The following is a 17,676-nucleotide window of genomic DNA, read 5'->3' as shown; positions in this document are numbered from 1 at the left end:
AAGTCAATATCAAAAATTGATGCTATTAAAATACTAACTGAGCTAAAAATCTAACAATTGGTCCAAGGATAAACATATCTGAGTCCGCTGCCCACATGGCTGTATCTGGGTTCGTGGAAGAAATCAAGAATTTAACCATGATAAACTGTCCCCAAGCAACCACCGTAGATGTAACGAAGCCTCCTAAAAGAGCTCCTCGTACACCACCAGTAGCGTTACCGAATACACCTGCTGTTGCTGAGTGGAAGAACAATACAATCATTGTTGGAACGAAAATGTACGCTACTGTATTTCCAATGACTACTAACCAGATTAAGGAACCAACAAATGCCCCTAAGAAACCTAAGATAACTGCATTTGGAGCCATCGGGAAGACAACCGGGCAGTCTAATGCTGGGCGAGCCCCTGGTACAAGCTTCGTTGAAATACCATTAAAAGCAGGTACGATTTCTCCAATAAACATTTTTACCCCTAGTAAAACGACTGCAATACCAGCTGCAAATGTAAAAGATTGAATGATAGCATAAACGAAAAAGCTTTGATCTCCAGCTTGAGCCATTAATTCTTGTGCCCCTGGTGTATCTTTTGTAGCAAGAATAAACGCTCCTACTAAGAAAAGAATTCCCATTGTTAATGCTGTAATTACATTTGAATCTCGCAAAAATTCTAATCCTTTTGGAAGTTTAATTTTTTCTGTATCATTTTCTTTATTTCCAAAAGCTTTTCCTAAGAATGAAGCAAGCAAGGCAACGGACGCAGAAGTATGACCTAATGCAATATTGTCATGCCCCATTACTTTTTTCATAAATGGTTGAACGATTGCAGGTTGAACTGTCCAATAAATACCTAAGAAGATAGCAAGAAACGTTACTAGTTTCCAACCTGGTACATCGCCAACTGTATGAACAATAATCCCAGCGAAAATTGTCGCCGTCCAGAACATCATGTGCCCTGTTAAATAAATAAATTTCATTTTTGTGAATTTAGCAAGTAATACGTTAATAAGAAACCCAAGGAAGAATGCTAACGTAACGGCACTACCGTATTTCGCATTAAAGCTTTCTTGTCCCATGAATTCCCCAAGCGGCTGATCTTGAAGATTAAATACTTCTTTCCACATCGGTTCAAAAACGAGCAAGGCGTTAACAATAACCCCTGCCCCTACACCAATAATTAAAAATCCAATAACCGCCTTAAATGTTCCGCTGATTGTTTTGCTAAAGCCTTTCTTTTGCAGTAGTAAACCTAATAACACAATTAAACCAAGTAAAATTGCGGGCTGACCAAAAATGTTCATTGCAAACCATTGTACTATTTCCATGATTCTTCCCCCTTAATGTGTTTTTTAAGAATTCATATTTTCTTGCAATGCTTCCTTTATTTCATTCATATCAAAGTAGTTGTTTACAATGATAACCTTCGCTGGATGGTTTTCTAATGACTGAGCAAGCTCGTTGCTAGTAATAATGTAATCAGGATTTTCACTGGAAGCACTGGATACATCAGTATTTTCCACATCTGCTTCAATGTCTAACTGATTTAATACCGTTTCCACATTCATTTTTAAAATTAAGCTTGTCCCTTGTCCTAAACCACATACACATAAAATTTTCATTACCCATTCCCTCCAATTAGTTGATTAATTTCTTGATAACTTTTTGCTGATAATAGCTTTGAAACATTGTTCTCATCACCTAGTAATTGCATTAGCTTTTGCAGTACTTGTAAATGCTCTTCACTAGAAGAGGCAGCTAACGCAAAAACAAGTTGAACAGGATCATTTGAAGCATGACCAAACCGAACAGGTTCATTCAGACGAATGAGCGAGACTGCCGCCTCCGCCACCCCATCTTCAGGTCTAGCGTGGGGAAGTGCTATTTTTGGTGCAAGAACAAAATAAGGCCCATTTTTTTGAAAAGAAGCTACCATTGCCTCGATATATTGTTGTTCGATTAATTCTAAATTAAGTAGAAGTTTGCCCGCTTCACGAATGGCTTCTTCTGGTTGAGAAACCTCTATATCTAAAGCGACTAACGACTCTTCTAAAAATTTCATTACGATTTCCTCCAACATTTTTTAATTTAACGAGAAGCTACTAATTTTAGTATCTCTTCTTTCGAATTCGACGCTATGAGTTTATCCATTACTGTGGATTGACTCAACATATTAGTCAGTTGAGTTAATGCTTTTAAGTGAGTTTCACTATCAATTGCGGCTAAAATCACAATAATGTTTACATCATGTTTTGAGTTTGCAGAAAATGGCACCGCATTTTTTACACGTAACAAACTCATGCCTAATCTATTGACCCCATCTTCTGGTTTAGCATGGGGAATCGCGAATTGAGGTGAAATGACAATATAAGGACCTAGTTTTTCAATGTTGCCTATCATTGCTTCTACATAATTGTTTGTAATCCAGTTTCTTTCTAAGAGCGGCACGGAGGCTAATTTAATCGCTTCTTGCCAGTTGGGAACATGTTCCACCAACTGAATCATCTCTTCCGTTATTAAATTGGCTAAATTAGGCTTTTTCACGGTCACCTTTTGTACTGATGCCTTATTTAAAAACAGTTTCAGTTCCTTCATTAAAGATGATTCATCAAAAATATCTGCATGACGTTTAATAAGGTCCATAAGCCCTTCAATGGATTTATTTTCTTGCGATGTTTGAAACAGTGAGTTAACTTTTTTTAATAAGCTTTCTTTTTCTGCTTCTGTAAGAATCGGATTGACAATAAAAACTGGTTGGTCATCCTTGGCTACTTGTGTAGTGGAAATAACAAAATCTACGTCATAATCTTTACTCTCAAACTCTCTTATAGAAGCAACCCCAACAATATCAATTGTTGAAAACAACCCCTCTAACTGTTGCTTTAGCATCTGCGAAGTACCTAATCCACTAGCACAAACAATTAACGCTTTTCTTCGTACGGCTGGAGTTGTTCCTTCCCTTTTCATCCACCCACCAAAGTGCATGGCGATAAAGGCAATTTCATTATCATGAACTGGTTTATTAATAAACCGTTCTAAATGGTGGATGATTTTTTTCGTTAACAGGAAAATCTCGGTGTATTTTTCTTTTATAGACTCAGCAATTTCATTTTCAATTTCAAGTTCATACTTTATCCGATAAAACGCCGGTTTAATATGCATAAATAAGTTCTTTTCCAGTAAGTCTCGATTTTGAAATAATACACAGGCATATTTTTGGAAATCATCGACCATTGCTGAAATGATTCCAGCCAAATCTTGAAAGTTAGAAGTATCGGATAGAGCAACTTCGGAATATTGTATCTTTGCACTTAATAAATGGGTCGTAAGATACAATATTTCATCCTCTGGAAAAGCTACTTTAAAAATGTTTGTTAGCTTTTCACAAACAAATTGGGCAACTTTATACTCTTTTGTTTCAATCAAAACTTCTTTTTCTACTGGCTCTATATCAACGATTTTCCCTTTAGAGATTCTTTTCGCAAAGAGAAGGAAACGTAAACTCAAACTGTGTAATACATCATCCGCAAAGTGAATTTGCAATATCTTTTCACTTTCTGAAATGATTGCATATATTGCTTTTAGTTGTTCTACATTAAAAAGGGTAGTTTCCGCTTCCTTATTGGAAGTAATCAGCAATTGAAAAGCGGATACTAACGATTGCCACGTTTGATCTGGTAATGCTAACGATAAATAGTAAACAATTGCTTTTCTCTTGCTTCTTTCATCACCAATAATGGTATATCCTGACTTTCGATCAAATTCAAGTTTCAATTGGAACTTAACTAACTCTTCTTTTAAAACTTTTAAATCTTCAATGGTAGTATTACGACTAACCCTTATTAGATCCATAAGATTATCTAAATAAAGCTCCGTATCTCTCCCTAACAAATGAATCGCCAGCCAAGATTTTCGTTCTTTTGCAGAATACTCATAGTGCCATGGCTCAAGCTTTTTTATTTTTTTTGGAATGATGATTTTTGTCTCGTTATCAATGATTAAACCAGCCGAGCGTACTTGTTGCACGGGTGAGAGACCTTGCTCTTTTAACCAGTTATTTATTTTTTCTAGATCGTTGTAAATGGTTCTTCTTGAAACATTAAACCGTTCCGTTAGTACTTTCACTGGTAAATAGGAGGTAGCATTTACTAATTGAGTCAGGATTGCAGTACTGCGTTGATCTAACATATATAATTCCTCCTTGCACAGGGATCGGTGCAAAAAAGTTTTTGTGCAATTGCTTAACTTTATATTAAATAATTTATATAAGAACTGTAAGACCGAATCACTTACGGCTAGTTTGTGCAAATTTGTACCTAACTATAAAAATAGTATTTTGGAATAATAATTAGAGGACTGTACCCACCACGTTAAAGTTTTATCGCAGTGGGAACAGTCCGCAATATTTCTTATAAAGTTTGTTTTTTTTGTTCTACTAAGCTTAATGCCGCTCTGTCTGCAACAATTGTTTTTCCCATGGATAAGCTCATTCAGCGCCTTTGTTTTCAAACAAACAGGCATTGGCCTCTCGAGTGGAGTCAGCCATTTAAAGGGTGTACCTGGTTCATTAAAGCCAAAATGCCCATTGCTTCTAACACCTAAAAGCTGAATATCAATCCCACCTAAACCATCAATAAGTTGTTCATAACGGACACATTCCTTCTCTAGGTCACTCGCTTCTCCGTTCGACAAATGGGTTTGGTTCATCGGAACATTAATATGATTAAATAGTTGATTATTCATAAATTAATGATAGCTGTGTGGATGATCAACAGGAATTCCAATATATTCATCTAAGTTCACTGTATGTTCAGTGGTCTCGTCACTAAACACTAATAGTTAATAGCACCTCTTAAAAGTAACTAAAAATTGATGTATAATCCTTCGAATAAAGCCGTTATTTCTATGAATCATTGAAAAGCCACATAATCCTTTAATAGAATCTATAAAATAAATTAACACACACTAAAAAAGACCGAGTTCGACAATACTCGGTCAGGGCAACTACATGCCGCTTTAATAATCTCTTTCCTCAGTTCCCTTCTCGCTCGGGTGATGGTCAACTGGGGAAGCACCGGAACCAGTGAAAAATTCCTATAACTTTGTCCCTGCCCTTCCCCCGATTTCCCTTAACCCAACACGGCTCCATCCTCTATCAATATCTCCTGCAAGACTTTCACATCCACTTCTATAGGAGTAACATTTGTGTCAATAGCAATGGATACTGCTGTACCAACCGCTTGCCCAGTTGCCATGGCACTTGGCGTAATCGTGTCGTTGCTAAAGCTTCGTGTGAAGTAGAAATACAGCGACCCGTTACTAGTAAATTCTTTACTTTCTGTGGTACCAAGGAACGATACGGAATATCAAAAGCACCGTCTCCGGACACCCACGCTTTCATTCATTGTTCCATCCTATTCCCTAGTAAACTGGAATCTAGTGACGAATTTTGGAAGAATTTAAAATTTTATTGCTAGAAACATAAAATCAAACTATAATTATATCGATTCACCCAATTAAAAATTTTATATTAGGGAGAAATGAAAAATGACAATGAAGAAAGTTCTTATGATAGCAGGGATTTCCGTGCTTACTATGTTGGTTGCTATTGGTGGGTATGGTTTCTATATGTATAAGAATGTTCAAGATACAGTAAGTACAATGCACTTTACTCTGGAGCGTGAGAAATCGGAGAGACGTGACATTGCAGCAGATATTGGGGATCCACTTTCCTTCTTATTAGTGGGAATTGATTCAGAGGAATCGGCCCGTGGAAGAGCGGATACACTCATGGTGATCACTGTGAATCCGATGGATAATTCCATGAAGACAGTAAGTATCCCACGTGACACGTATACGGAAATTGTTGGTCGTGGTATGAATGATAAGATTAACCACTCCTACGCTTTTGGTGGAGCAGAAATGACGATCAATACGGTGGAGAATTTTTTAGATATTCCCATTGATTATTTTATTTCCGTCAATATGGCTGGCTTTAAGGATATTGTTGATGCCATTGGTGGTGTTACAGTGAATAATGCTTTTTCCTTTACACAAGGAAGACACCAGTTTGAGGAAGGGGAAATCTTCTTAAATGGAGAGGAAGCCCTTGCTTACTCAAGAATGCGTATGCAGGACAGCCGCGGTGACTTAGGTCGTAACGATCGTCAGCGTCAAGTTGTTGCTGGAATCATCGAAGAAGGTGCACAAATTTCAAGTATTACTAAAGTCGGGGACATCCTTGATACGTTAGGAACGAACGTGAAGACAAACCTTGAATTCGATAAAATGATGAAAATCACGCAAAACTACCATAGTACAAGACATAATTCAGAAACACTAGAATTCTCCGGACAAGGTGGAGGAAGGAAAAATGGTGTATGGTACTTATTCGTACCGGAAGAAGAAAGACTACACGTATCCAATACCCTTCGCGCACACCTTGGTTTAGATACGAATGGAGAATCTGTCGTGAAAGCCGATGACGAAGATTAATAATAGGCTGGTCCTTGAGGATCAGCCTTTTTTGTGCTTTATTATTATTTTTGCGGGCCTTTAGGTAATGATTGGGGCAATATTATTTCTCCTACATACATTGGATTAAACTTATATATTGGAGGTTTTCATTATCATGTTTCCAAGACCGAGACCGACCTTCCCACCTGTGGGTCCTAGACCAGCCGTTTATCCGCCACCATTCTGGTTTTACCCACCCTACTGGGGAATTCCAGCAAGACCGCCCTTTTGGCCACCGCCGTTTCCAATTATTCAACAGAGAAGGTTTTAGTGCAAAATAAACCCGCAATCCTTTGGATGTAATTGCGGGCTTTATCATGTATTATTGCTATTTCCTCTATTTATTTATAATTTCCATATAAAGTTTTCTACTTAATTTTTTACTACTAAGTCGTAAAGCATTTCCAAAAACTCGTTTACATCCTCAGGAAGTTCTTCTGGCAATACAACCTCTGTATTCGTAGCATTCATTGGACTCAGCTCCTTAAGAATTTATTTCCTTTCTAGTAAGCTATTTTTGACATATGGAACTAGATTTAAACGTGTTGATGGTGATTTTTTAATAGATCATGGTCAAAAATATCCTATCTTTATTTACACCACAAAAAATTTTTTGCTGTGCTAAATTGGAATGTTGATTTACGTTCCAGGTACTCCCTTTCGCTTCCATCAACTTCGTTTGAAAATAACAAGGTATTAAAACATGTTTCCGCATACCAAAACCGACCTTTTTGACAGATTCTAATAGAATTTTTCTTGCTATGGTCCTGTAGATTGGAAAATTTAGCTCAAATGGGAATAGTTTGGGGAGGTTTTGGTTATATTACTTGCGTATGCAATTATTGGTAAGGTGGGAAATGAAATGAATGAGGAGCAACGATCGCAGTTAAATGAAATAAGATCGATGGCAGAAGATTTAACTAAACGGCAAATTGAATATTGGCAAACGTACTCTGATTTTGGGTCCTGGGAATTCTGGGTTGTCGTACTGATGCTCATTGTTCCCCTTATTGTTTTATTTATATTCATGGATAAGAGCAGAGCCCTGTTGTTAGGATTCTTCGGGCTCAATTATCATGTATGGTTTCACTATACGAACGCCATTGGTATTAGCTTAGGACTGTGGGAATACCCCTATTCCTTACTTTCCTTTTTACCGAGCTTTGCATTGGATGCCGCGCTCGTACCCGTTTGTTTTATGCTTTTGTATCAATGGACGTTGAATCGGGGGAAAAATATATACTTATGGGCTGTGATCTTGTCCGCCTTTTTCGCCTTTATTATGAAGCCGGTTATGGTGTGGTTGCATCTGTTCCATATGCATTATTGGGTCAATTATTTCGGATTGTTTGTCTTTTATGTGTTGTTTTTCTTAGTGTCGAAAGGGGTCGCGAGTTTGTTTTTGTGGCTGCAGCATAAGGGGACCTAACAAAAACACCGAGGTCTGGTTTGCCAGACTTCGGTGTTTTTTTGTGTGATACTTTTATGTATTATTGTTTTGTAAACCAAGGTTCAATTAAATGGAAGAGCTTTAATCTTTTAGCTTCTTTAACTAAATAATCTATTACCTCACTTTGTTTTCGAGTCCGAGATTTTTTACGACGTTTAGAAGAGGAATTTGTTTTACGAATCATATCATTGGCCTGTCTGATTTTCTTAAATATTATCATCAATATCCTTTAACGTTATTTTCCTCATTTTTCATCCCCTTCTGGTGAACCGATTTTGTAACAGTTACTTTGAAAAGGATATCCGTTCTAGAATGTTTTGTGTATTAATATAACATGTTTTATTGCTTTCCTACGTTTATAAATTTGGATTTTCATTTTCATTATTCACTTATCTTGTATCATTTAATCTGCGGCTTTTTCCTATCATTTTACGGTAAATGTTTAAAACGGTTCCAGAAACAGGTTATTGTCATCGGTTTGGGCTTCTAATAATTACTCGTTTTATGAGGTTAGCTACTTTGTTTTTCCCAGAATTATGTTGGGTTTCCAGTGGTGTTATCATATCTCCAATACTTACTAGTATAATTTCTAAGTTGTTATTCTGTTGTAATCTTTCTGAAATATATTACGTGCTAGAATGGGATATCTAGTTCACGAGAGTTATAGACAACTTAGAAAAGGGAGTATTTGTATGAGAAAGTTTACGGTGGTTAGTTTGGCATTTGTGATGCTGTTTACGAGTCTATTGTTTTCGCCTAGTGAGGTGAAGGCTAATAGTTTGCGGGATGAGGTTATTCGGATTGCGAAGCAGTATCAGGGGGTTCCTTATCAATGGGGTGGTACGACGCCGGCGGGATTTGATTGTTCTGGGTTTGTGCAGTTTGTTTTCCGTGAGGCTGGGATGTCGTTGACTCGTACTACTAGGACTCAGATTACGGAGGGTACAAGTGTTAGTAGAAGTAATTTGCTTCCGGGGGATTTAGTGTTTTTTAATGAGACGGGAACTGGGTCGACTCCTTCTCATAATGGGATTTACATTGGGAATAACCGGATGATTCATTCTGGATCTTCTAGGGGTGTAGAGATTGTTTCTATTGGTAGTGGTTCGTATTGGGGACCTAAGTACATAGGTGCGAGAAGGGTTATTTCGGATGCTCCGTTACCTGCTGGTCAGTTCCATGATGTTCCAAGGGGATTTTGGGCACATAGTGAGATTTCTGCTATGAGTTCTCAAGGGTATATTGTTGGATTTGAAAATAGCTTTTTCCGTCCGAATGAGCAAATTACTCGTGCGAGTGTAGCTGCGATTATTGCTAGAGTGGAAGGTTTAAATGGTTCTAGTAACAATCATTTTAGTGATGTTCCTTCTGGTCACTGGGCTGCGAGGTCTATTGCTGCGACAGTGGATGCTGGTTTTATGGGTGGTAATGGGGATGGAACGTTCCGTCCGAATGCTCCTATGACGCGTGCGGAGGTTGCTTCTGTGTTTGATCGTGTGTTTGATTTGAGGAGTGGGGCTCAGAGTCGCCAGTTCTCGGATGTTAGCAGTAATCACTGGGCTAGAGTTCCAATTCAACGGATGGCTGCAAGTGGTATAACGGTAGGCTATTCTGACGGAACCTTCCGTCCAAACTCGCCGATTAGCCGTGCGGAGTTTGCGGTGTTCTTGCATCGGGCGATGAATCAGTAATCTGGTTGGCAGGTAAGTGCCAATTAAATATAGTCAATGGAAACAGACACTGGTGTGTCTGTTTTTTTTTATTATCTGTTAATGATTTTCGCTACAGATACTCGAATTTACGCCTAAAGGTATAAATGTTAGGCATTTTTGATTATTGATGACTGTACAAAATTACTCTTCCTTCTGCGATAATAGCATTTATTTAATTTCGGAGGACATGGTTTTCTGGTTCTTTCGAGTCTTGTACTCACATCGGGATTCTGAGGACATGTTTTTTCTTTTCCTTCAAGTCTTGTCCTCACATCAGGCTTCGGAAGACGTGATTTTCTGGTTCTTTCGAATAGTAGTTTTATAGAATTTTTCAACCGAATAAAAGAAGAACAACGATATTTAGCATACGGAGAGCATTCCTTTGAAGAGTTATTAAGACTAAGCTTAAGGATCGTCGGGTACGGAATGCATTTGTTTTTTTATGTATTATCTGAACCAGAGTACTATCAAAAGTTTATAACATTAGCAGAACATAAGCACACCGTTCGTAAACTGCAAACTTCTTTATATAAGACCCTATGGGAGGCGGAAAAAGGACATTTATATCGGCCAGATGTACGACAACTTGCAAAGAAATTGCGTAATAAATACCTTCCTCAATCTCAAGTAATGCATGCCACTTAGCAAAAGGCAAAATACGACGAGTCAAAAGAAATGGAAAAGTTCTTTGTAACGGTTGTAAACTTCCTTCTTAATCAAAAAGAGGTAAGCCCTGATAGAGATTTTTTAACCAAATAAAAACACATCCTCTAGAACAGAAAGGGGATGTGTTTTTGAGTATTACTACGGTTACAGGCACCACAACCTTTTTTCTCTCCGTCCAAGCCTCCCCCCTTTCAAGGGAGATCCGCCGCCACCTGCTTACTTCTTCACTTTTTTCCTGTTGTCAGGTACTTGTGGTGGTTCTTCTAGCCATCCATTTTTAATTGTTATATTTGCCCCATCTTCACCGTATTGAAGGCTTTCTGTTAATACTCGTATGTAATTAGTACCTAGATCTCGTCTTTGTACTGAAGCTATTGAACGTCCATAGTACCCAATACCAGCTTGTGCTGCTGTAGCAGAAACTTCAAACATTAATAATTTATCCGAATAAGGAGAAATGGTTGTATCTTCAATTTTAGCAGACCAAAACATAGGAGCTTGAATATCCTCTTCCATTAAAGTTGAACTAAAGATATCGATAAATTTTTTTGCAATATCAGCACCCCATCGCATATGTTCCCGTACTTCTTTGGATTTTGCAACTCTGTATAACCCAGTAATAATGCATGACCTAAAGCATTACGGCTTATATCGAAGAACAATTGGTCAATTTCAATTGCTGTTAATGGCCTTCTGTCTCCAAACCACCCAGTTAAGAAACTTTGCCTTTCAACCGTATCCACTGTTTTTGGAGTTGGAATAAATGGTGATCTTACATACGTTCCTTTCGATAACATTAATTCCGTTGCCTCGTTAAAAATTTGTATAATAGTTGTTAAATAATGATTAAAAAAATTACGTATATCCGTACGTGTAGAATGAGATAAACACATGGAATAGGCACTTAAGTTCATATCCATTTTATGTTGAAGAAAGGCCAAAAATATGTATCTGCAAATAATCGAGGTGCAGTTACATCCACATCTTCATCTGTAAACCCCATTGGAATAGTATGATTTTCTTTTACATAAATTTGTTTAATCTGTTCTATATTTTGCTTAGAGAATTGATAAAGTTTTTCAGCAATTGGTTTGATATCTTCATCTTCTAAAATAAAATATAATTTAATTTTGTAACTAAAGCGGTATTATCAATATAAGCAGTCCAAAGGTTAGCAATTTCTGATGAAGTTAAGTCAACTTTTACCGTCATAAAAATCTCCTTCTAAATTATTTTAGGGGTTTGCTATCTTAAATTTCTCTTTATTTTCCACAAAGTATTGTACGCCGTATAATAAGAAGGTCTTATAAAATAAATAGATAAAAAATTGAAATTCGCTTAATTTACCCAACCTTGCTATTTTTATCTTGTTAAGAATTTTGGTTAATATAAACGCAAAGAGCCCATCTGCAACAATATTAAGCAAAAGAAATTTTTTAAAGTTTCCATATGTCAATTTCAATATCCACATGGATAGAGGTATATATGGACCTGCACTAAATGGCAATTCATTTGTAATAAACGAATTTGTTTTATTGTTAAAAATCCACCATTTACGCTTTTGCCCAATTTTAGCGTTGATTAATTCAAAAATTACAGTGACAAAGCTTGCTAAGAAATAACGTTTTATATTTCGCTTTCCTAAAAAAAATAGTGTTAACCAAGGAAAGATTATCATTACAATATTAAAAGCCAAGTGTCGTTTTGAAAGCATAATAAACCACCCTTTTCTTATTAATAATTTGTTGATTATCTGTAAAATATACTCCGAAAAACATAACCTTTCTTATTCTAATCAATCGGAATATTCCAATAAATCTATTCAAAAAGAAAAAGCGATTACCTGATTGTAATCGCAATATTCATTGTCATTATCAATTTTAATTTTTGTTAAAATCAATTTGATCGTCGTCTTTCTTAATCGCCACTAAAGATAGCTTAGGAATAAACGCTGCGGATTTTCTCATACGATCCACCAATGGATGTTCTTTCTTATCACTGTATTCTGCATCTGCAAATGCACACTGCAAAGTATAATCCTTCCCTTGTTCTTTCCTTATAGTTATATTCATTATGGTTACAGTTCCTTGGGGTTAGTCCGATATTTTATGGGCTGAAATCTGCCGTATGTTGCTGTTCTCCATAACCATTCTAGTGGTCCATAGCGATATTTTTTTAGCCATAGGTAGCTGAAAAGGATTTGGGCTGGGAAGAAAATAAGGCTGACGAGGACTGTTAATCCTAGATTTATCTGTCCGTACAAGCCTAGCCCCGTAAATATGGTGACCCCTACTACCGTTTGCATGATATAATTCGTTAATGCCATTCGCCCTACGTAGCTTAAGGGATTCAGAAGCTTTTTCCACGTTTCCTTTTGCAGTAAGAACAAGAGGCTGGTTATATAGAACAACGACATGCTGAGTCCACTTACGGTAGTTAAGGATTGAATGGCAATTTCATTTACTATTCCAAAATCTACTATGTGTAGATGGAGAAGAATGATTAGAATACATAAAGGAATGCTTTATGGTTAAGGTCATCCACCATACACGTTTAGCAAGTTTCTGATGGGTAGTGAAATGGCTAATTAATTGGCGTTTTCCCACGTAGAGTCCCACAAGAAACATATACAGGGCTGCGAGGATGGAAAATGGCATGTGCTGTAAGATTGGGATTACTTCATTATGGAAGCGATAGGATAGCCATTCAGAATAGCTACTATGGTTGTAATGATAGATGGCTTCTTCTACCTTTCCTGCCCCTTCTGTTTGCAATGTGTTGATTTCTTGTTCTAGCATCTCCGTAGGGACTAGGAAGTTGATTGCTAGTAAGGCAATTAATGTGACTGTAAAAAAGAGAATGAATGTTAGAATGGTTTTGGATTTTCTTTTGTAAAATAAAATTAATAGGAAGCCTGCTAATGCATAAGTTAGAAGGATATCCCCATACCACAACAGAACCAGGTGAAGGGCGCCGAACAAGGCGAGGGTTAGTAATCTGCGAATATATAAAGAATAATAGCTATCCCCTCTTTTTTCAGCCCGATCCATGAAAATATAAAAGCCTAGTCCAAATAAGAAAGAAAAGATGGAGAAGAACTTATTTTCGACCAATACGTCCATGAGAATTTTTATCCAAAGATCACTTCCCGTTAATTGCTGGGGCAACACATACAAGTCGAATATTAACTGTGGTGATTGAAATAATGGCATGTTCACTAGTAAAATGCCGAACAATGCAAATCCTCTAATGATATCCAATGACTCGATACGTTCCTGGGCTAAGTGTGCGTGGGGTGGTGTTTTTATTTTGGTATCTATCTTTGTTCTTCCTCTCTTCCCTCGACTTTACTAGTTATATAGTAACATTCTTGTTGACAAAATTACCCATTTATTTTTGATCTAGGAATTCATCTATTTTGGATAAAATCGTCTGGATGGTGGCGTGGTCAGAGGGTTCCGAGTCAATATGCTCCCAAAGGATCTCCCCTGTTGTGTCCATTAACCACGTTCCCCCAAGCTGGTAGACATCCTGATTGAACATTGCTTCTTTTACAATTTTCATTTGTTCTTGGTCTTTCGGGAAGATTTCCCGTACTTTTCCAGAAAAAAGATACTGTGAGATGATTTTAGCTGATTTCGCCATGGATACCCTTTGAAGCTGAAGGCCTTTATAAGCATGGAGCTTTGGATCCCCTACGATTTTAAAGGGGTAAGGGCCATAAACATTTAGGAATTCTTTCATAGGATTGGAATCCGCTGGGATAACAGCAACGATGGATACTCCCTTGTTTTGAATGGTGTCTGCATGCTCACGCAACTGCGCGAGGAAACTTCGGCAGATGGGTCAACCTGTATGCCTTAATAGGACTAATAAAATCGGTTTTTCCGCATGTAAATCAGACAAGGAAACTTGCACATTTTCGTCTTCCGTTTCAAACAAATAATTCATCCCTTGCTCTCCTTTTTATTTTCAATTTTATTCAACGGCAACTTGTCAGGATTCATGATTAGAAAGTTTTCTAATTAATTCTTCGAGAATGGCCTTCGCATTTCCTTTTTTTAGGGGCGTGCAGTTCGCCCGCCAACCTTACTCGATGAGTCAGGTTCGATTTTTGTGACAAAAAAACAGACAAAAGACATAGGGACATTTACCTAAATGCTAGGTTATAATGGATACTGGTAAATTTAACTATATTTCTTAGAGTTAGGAAATGCCTGCCAATACGGAAAGGATGTTCAACATGATTATTTCCAAACAGTTTTTAAAGAGTATTCCACAGCAGTCTAAAGATACTGTATTGAAAAAGCTTGAAAGCTTTCAGCAAGTATTAATGGAATCGGAAGGTATGATTCGCGAGATTCCTGCTGGCTATTGGATTCGTAAGGTGAAGAATACGGACGTTTATAAATTTCGACTGAACAACAGTGATCGAATTCTATTTACATTTTTACCAAATAGAGATAATGCCAAAGGCTCTTCTAATCTACTATTTTTGAAGTATGTCACACACGACAAGCAAATTAGGGATGCCCATAATCTATCGCTACCGGATCCATATGGCGCTTACTTTGAATTGGATCAATCCCCTTTCAAGGAAGAAAGGATTGATGAAGAAATTAATAAGGGAGCAGGGGAAGAATATTACGGCAATTTGAACGATATCCCAGCCATCGTTGTGGAAGATGATTATTTAGCCATTATTGGCGGAGAAAACAACGAAGACTATTTATACTATTTATCCGATGAGCAGTATGCGCCGTTGCAATCCTTCGGCAAACCGATGATTATTTCCGGTGCAGGTGGTACTGGCAAAACTGCCGTTCTCCTGAATAAGCTATTTTCATTGGCAAAGGAAGATATCCATACTGCCTACTTTTCCTACACGGATTTACTTGTTGATGATACGAAACGACTATTCCAAAAATATTCTCATTCAAGGAGTTCCACCGACTTTTTTTCCATTAAAAGATTTTACGCGGAGCATTGTCATATCCAAGTGGAGCAAATAGTAACCTACTTCGACTTCCTTGAATGGCTAAAGGAAGTGCGGTATAAGCATAGAAGCATTAAACATTTGGATGAATTATCGATCTGGACGGAAATCAAGGGAATTATTAAAGGGTATTTGGGGTTGGAATACACGGAGGCCTTATCCCTTACAGAGGAGAGTTTCACGCGATTACTCCCTTTTGACCAATATTTGCAGCTTCCGAAAGGCTACTCCCCTTTTTCACCGAAGGAAAAGGAAGGGATCTACAAGCTTACTTTGGAATATCAGAAATGGTTAATGGAAAATAGTATGTATGACGAAAACGATTTAGCTGTCGCCATTATTCAGCGAATCCATGGAAACAAAATAAAACCGTATGATTTTCTTATTGTAGATGAAGTTCAGGATTTAAGTGAAACACAATTATATATGGTTAGTAAACTAGTGAAGAATCAGGCCAATATTATCTTCGGCGGTGACGTTCATCAGACGATTAATCCTACCTTCTTTCATTTCGGCCGTGTAAAAAACTTATATTTTACTTTTAACTTAGATGTACAAGATTTTATTCTGACAAAAAACTACCGAAATACAAAGGAAATTATTGATTTAACGAATAAGCTTTCTTCTTATCGTCAACGTTTAATAGGAAAAACACCTTACGACTACGATGCTAAAGGGGTTCGAACTGGTCCTACCCCATCTATCATGGATACGTCAAAGGAAAATCTCATGCAAATTCTCGAAGTAATTAAAGATAAGCATTATGCTGCGATCATTGTCGCCGATGAAGAGGATAAAAATGATTTAGTGAAGAAATGTAAAGAGGCTGAAGGACGGATTTTTACCGTTTATGAGATAAAGGGTTTAGAATACGAAACAATTTTTTGCTATAACATCATTTCTAAACATTATGCTTGGTGGGAAAAAATGTTCAAGGGAGAAGGAAAAAGGAAGGATCAGTTCCGCTATTATATCAACCTTTTTTACGTTGCCATCAGCAGAGCGAAGGACTCTCTTTTTATTCTAGAGCCTAAATGGAAGGAATTACCCGAGGATTTACTCAAGGAATGCACATTTAGACAGAAGGCGGATAAGGAAGCCCTTCCTATTTTTAAAGCCTCTACGACCAAGGATTGGGAGAAAGAGGCAGAACGTTTGGAGAAAACAGGAAACAAAGAAAAGAGCCGAGTTGCTCGTGATTTCAGTAAGGAACAGAAGATTCTGCAATTAAATCAGCTTATTGATGGCCGCTATATGGATCCGGGGATGAACCACCCTAAAGTAGATTTAAATATTGGTAGAAAAAACAAGTATCTGAAGGATGGTATCAAGTACCTTCGTCTTCAAAGATACACGCAATCTATTCAATCCTTAAATACCTTTATCGAGGAGTTCCCTGACCATCCTGATGGATACTACTATTTAGGATTGGTATATTCCTACGCTGCCTCGGGGACCGACTACGCCATTTCATTTTTCAATGAAGCTCTGAAATTAAAACCAAGCTGGTATGAGGCGTACCTAGACAAAGCTGCCTCTCTCCGGTTTTTGGCTGAGCCGAAAGAAGCTTTGGAAACTTTGGGCCTCGCCATAAGAGTAAACCCTAAAATCGGAAATGCCTATTTCATCAAAGGAATGATCCTGTTTGATGACGGGAGGGTAAAAGAAGCAGAAACTTGTTTTAAGAAAGCATTAAAATTGCCGTGCTACTCCTTTGACAGCGTGAATAAAGTGTGGAATCCAAATCCACCATCGAAAGAAGAACAGGCTTTCAAAAACAACATTAAAATGCATTTAAACCGCTGCCTGACAGCCAAACAATCTGAGCCTCCCCCTGTAAAGGAATTACAGGACTTGGTTGCTTTCCTTCATAAGTCCTATGAGGAAATTAGCTCCACCATTGAAAATACCAAGAATATGGATGTAGTTGATTATTCCCTATTGGTGTTGGATGAAGACCAACGCTCCATTATTTCTTGCCGGGAAGGAGAAACCCCTTTAAATACTGCCTACAGTTCTTCCACAAAAAAATTTGTCGTGCAGTTTGCAGTAGACGTATGTAAACAGTGTGAGAAATATCCGGTTTGTCCTATGAATGGAGCCAATTCCAAAGGGGAGCTAAAAATCAAAAAGAAGCAGTTGTTTAGTTAAATGGGAAATCCCCCTAGGCGTAGCGTTTGAGCCCAAGGGGGATTCTTTATTCCCCCATTGTCTTTGTGCCGTTTTTATTTTTATTTAAAGTTCTGTTAGTGGATAGTGTTGATTTTGTATATGCGTTGATTTTGCGAAAGGAGCGAGACTCCAGTGGGAAAAGCAACTGCGGAAGACCCCGCAGGGACGAGG

General features: G+C 37.6%; 18 protein-coding genes and 2 pseudogenes. 5 read left to right on the top strand and 15 right to left on the bottom strand.

Going from position 1 to position 17,676, the window contains the following annotated elements; translation table 11 throughout:
• Nucleotides 1-25: 25 nt before the first annotated feature.
• The 6 genes and pseudogenes from ulaA to J2S74_RS00745 form a co-directional block, all read right to left on the bottom strand.
• Nucleotides 26-1,321, bottom strand: coding sequence for a PTS ascorbate transporter subunit IIC (ulaA, locus tag J2S74_RS00770; protein ID WP_307320607.1), 1,296 nt, complete (start codon nt 1,319-1,321; stop codon nt 26-28).
• Nucleotides 1,322-1,345: 24 nt separating this feature from the next.
• Nucleotides 1,346-1,615: a PTS sugar transporter subunit IIB gene (locus J2S74_RS00765; protein ID WP_307320605.1), complete on the bottom strand. Its 270-nt coding sequence runs from the start codon at nt 1,613-1,615 to the stop codon at nt 1,346-1,348.
• On the bottom strand, nt 1,615-2,055 hold the full coding sequence (locus J2S74_RS00760) for a PTS sugar transporter subunit IIA (RefSeq protein WP_307320602.1): 441 nt from the start codon (nt 2,053-2,055) through the stop codon (nt 1,615-1,617). The genes J2S74_RS00765 and J2S74_RS00760 overlap by 1 nt, the downstream gene beginning before the upstream one ends.
• A gap of 26 nt (nt 2,056-2,081) precedes the next feature.
• Nucleotides 2,082-4,181 carry a BglG family transcription antiterminator gene (locus J2S74_RS00755; RefSeq protein WP_307320599.1) on the bottom strand — a complete coding sequence of 700 codons (2,100 nt, stop codon included), beginning with the start codon at nt 4,179-4,181 and terminating at the stop codon, nt 2,082-2,084.
• Nucleotides 4,182-4,541: 360 nt separating this feature from the next.
• Nucleotides 4,542-4,652, bottom strand: a pseudogene (locus J2S74_RS27355) (glucosamine-6-phosphate deaminase); the annotation flags it as partial.
• Nucleotides 4,653-5,122: 470 nt separating this feature from the next.
• Nucleotides 5,123-5,394, bottom strand: a pseudogene (locus J2S74_RS00745) (FAD-dependent oxidoreductase).
• 152 nt (nt 5,395-5,546) lie between these two features.
• On the opposite strand from J2S74_RS00745, the gene J2S74_RS00740 reads away from it, so the two are divergent.
• Both J2S74_RS00740 and J2S74_RS00735 read left to right on the top strand, forming a co-directional pair.
• Nucleotides 5,547-6,488, top strand: coding sequence for an LCP family glycopolymer transferase (locus J2S74_RS00740; RefSeq protein WP_503128579.1), 942 nt, complete (start codon nt 5,547-5,549; stop codon nt 6,486-6,488).
• Between the two features lie 883 nt (nt 6,489-7,371).
• Nucleotides 7,372-7,938, top strand: coding sequence for a hypothetical protein (locus tag J2S74_RS00735; protein ID WP_307320593.1), 567 nt, complete (start codon nt 7,372-7,374; stop codon nt 7,936-7,938).
• 61 nt (nt 7,939-7,999) lie between these two features.
• Here J2S74_RS00735 and J2S74_RS00730 read toward each other — a convergent pair whose 3' ends face one another.
• Nucleotides 8,000-8,182 (bottom strand): hypothetical protein, encoded by a 183-nt coding sequence (locus J2S74_RS00730; RefSeq protein WP_307320590.1) that lies wholly within the window; start codon nt 8,180-8,182, stop codon nt 8,000-8,002.
• Nucleotides 8,183-8,651: 469 nt separating this feature from the next.
• Between J2S74_RS00730 and J2S74_RS00725 the strand changes: the two genes are divergently transcribed.
• On the top strand, nt 8,652-9,650 hold the full coding sequence (locus tag J2S74_RS00725; RefSeq protein ID WP_307320587.1) for a C40 family peptidase: 999 nt from the start codon (nt 8,652-8,654) through the stop codon (nt 9,648-9,650).
• 447 nt (nt 9,651-10,097) lie between these two features.
• The gene (locus tag J2S74_RS00720; protein ID WP_307320584.1) at nt 10,098-10,316 is read left to right on the top strand and encodes a hypothetical protein; all 219 of its coding nucleotides are present in this window, start codon (nt 10,098-10,100) and stop codon (nt 10,314-10,316) included.
• A gap of 237 nt (nt 10,317-10,553) precedes the next feature.
• On the opposite strand, the gene J2S74_RS00715 is transcribed toward J2S74_RS00720, so the two are convergent.
• The 8 genes from J2S74_RS00715 to J2S74_RS00685 form a co-directional block, all read right to left on the bottom strand.
• The gene (locus J2S74_RS00715) at nt 10,554-10,910 is read right to left on the bottom strand and encodes a DUF3231 family protein (protein WP_307320581.1); all 357 of its coding nucleotides are present in this window, start codon (nt 10,908-10,910) and stop codon (nt 10,554-10,556) included.
• Nucleotides 10,853-11,278, bottom strand: coding sequence for a DUF3231 family protein (locus J2S74_RS00710; RefSeq protein WP_307320579.1), 426 nt, complete (start codon nt 11,276-11,278; stop codon nt 10,853-10,855). Before J2S74_RS00710 ends, J2S74_RS00715 begins: the two co-directional genes overlap by 58 nt.
• Nucleotides 11,248-11,451, bottom strand: a complete 204-nt coding sequence (locus J2S74_RS27350) for a DUF3231 family protein (RefSeq protein ID WP_370875926.1) — start codon at nt 11,449-11,451, stop codon at nt 11,248-11,250. The genes J2S74_RS00710 and J2S74_RS27350 overlap by 31 nt, the downstream gene beginning before the upstream one ends.
• 120 nt (nt 11,452-11,571) lie before the next feature.
• Entirely contained in the window at nt 11,572-12,051 is a 480-nt protein-coding gene (locus J2S74_RS00705) for a hypothetical protein (protein ID WP_307320577.1), read from the bottom strand.
• Nucleotides 12,052-12,217: 166 nt separating this feature from the next.
• Entirely contained in the window at nt 12,218-12,409 is a 192-nt protein-coding gene (locus J2S74_RS00700; RefSeq protein ID WP_307320574.1) for a GNAT family N-acetyltransferase, read from the bottom strand.
• Nucleotides 12,410-12,414: 5 nt separating this feature from the next.
• Nucleotides 12,415-12,804 carry a DUF418 domain-containing protein gene (locus J2S74_RS00695; RefSeq protein WP_307321405.1) on the bottom strand — a complete coding sequence of 130 codons (390 nt, stop codon included), beginning with the start codon at nt 12,802-12,804 and terminating at the stop codon, nt 12,415-12,417.
• On the bottom strand, nt 12,794-13,549 hold the full coding sequence (locus J2S74_RS00690; protein WP_307320571.1) for a DUF418 domain-containing protein: 756 nt from the start codon (nt 13,547-13,549) through the stop codon (nt 12,794-12,796). The genes J2S74_RS00695 and J2S74_RS00690 overlap by 11 nt, the downstream gene beginning before the upstream one ends.
• 178 nt (nt 13,550-13,727) lie before the next feature.
• On the bottom strand, nt 13,728-14,156 hold the full coding sequence (locus J2S74_RS00685) for an AhpC/TSA family protein (protein WP_307320568.1): 429 nt from the start codon (nt 14,154-14,156) through the stop codon (nt 13,728-13,730).
• Nucleotides 14,157-14,580: 424 nt separating this feature from the next.
• Between J2S74_RS00685 and J2S74_RS00680 the strand changes: the two genes are divergently transcribed.
• Nucleotides 14,581-17,484: a UvrD-helicase domain-containing protein gene (locus tag J2S74_RS00680; protein ID WP_307320565.1), complete on the top strand. Its 2,904-nt coding sequence runs from the start codon at nt 14,581-14,583 to the stop codon at nt 17,482-17,484.
• The last annotated feature ends 192 nt before the right edge of the window (nt 17,485-17,676 follow it).

The sequence above is a fragment of the Evansella vedderi genome (assembly GCF_030813435.1).
Taxonomy (GTDB): Bacteria; Bacillota; Bacilli; order Bacillales; family Salisediminibacteriaceae; genus Evansella; species Evansella vedderi.
Note: the sequence above shows the minus strand (reverse complement) of the source record. Positions and strands in the feature narration are given on the sequence as shown.

Excerpts from the sequence above, each read along its gene's own strand:
- J2S74_RS00725 (WP_307320587.1), top strand. The coding sequence starts at position 8,652 with ATGAGAAAGTTTACGGTGGTTAGTTTGGCATTTGTGATGCTGTTTACG.
- J2S74_RS00760 (WP_307320602.1), bottom strand. The coding sequence starts at position 2,055 with ATGAAATTTTTAGAAGAGTCGTTAGTCGCTTTAGATATAGAGGTTTCT.
- J2S74_RS00720 (WP_307320584.1), top strand. The coding sequence starts at position 10,098 with ATGCATTTGTTTTTTTATGTATTATCTGAACCAGAGTACTATCAAAAG.
- J2S74_RS00690 (WP_307320571.1), bottom strand. The coding sequence starts at position 13,549 with ATGCCATTATTTCAATCACCACAGTTAATATTCGACTTGTATGTGTTG.
- J2S74_RS00755 (WP_307320599.1), bottom strand. The coding sequence starts at position 4,181 with ATGTTAGATCAACGCAGTACTGCAATCCTGACTCAATTAGTAAATGCT.
- J2S74_RS00735 (WP_307320593.1), top strand. The coding sequence starts at position 7,372 with ATGAATGAGGAGCAACGATCGCAGTTAAATGAAATAAGATCGATGGCA.
- J2S74_RS00700 (WP_307320574.1), bottom strand. The coding sequence starts at position 12,409 with ATGAATATAACTATAAGGAAAGAACAAGGGAAGGATTATACTTTGCAG.
- J2S74_RS00680 (WP_307320565.1), top strand. The coding sequence starts at position 14,581 with ATGATTATTTCCAAACAGTTTTTAAAGAGTATTCCACAGCAGTCTAAA.
- J2S74_RS00705 (WP_307320577.1), bottom strand. The coding sequence starts at position 12,051 with ATGCTTTCAAAACGACACTTGGCTTTTAATATTGTAATGATAATCTTT.
- J2S74_RS00715 (WP_307320581.1), bottom strand. The coding sequence starts at position 10,910 with ATGCGATGGGGTGCTGATATTGCAAAAAAATTTATCGATATCTTTAGT.
- J2S74_RS00765 (WP_307320605.1), bottom strand. The coding sequence starts at position 1,615 with ATGAAAATTTTATGTGTATGTGGTTTAGGACAAGGGACAAGCTTAATT.
- ulaA (WP_307320607.1), bottom strand. The coding sequence starts at position 1,321 with ATGGAAATAGTACAATGGTTTGCAATGAACATTTTTGGTCAGCCCGCA.
- J2S74_RS00740 (WP_503128579.1), top strand. The coding sequence starts at position 5,547 with ATGAAGAAAGTTCTTATGATAGCAGGGATTTCCGTGCTTACTATGTTG.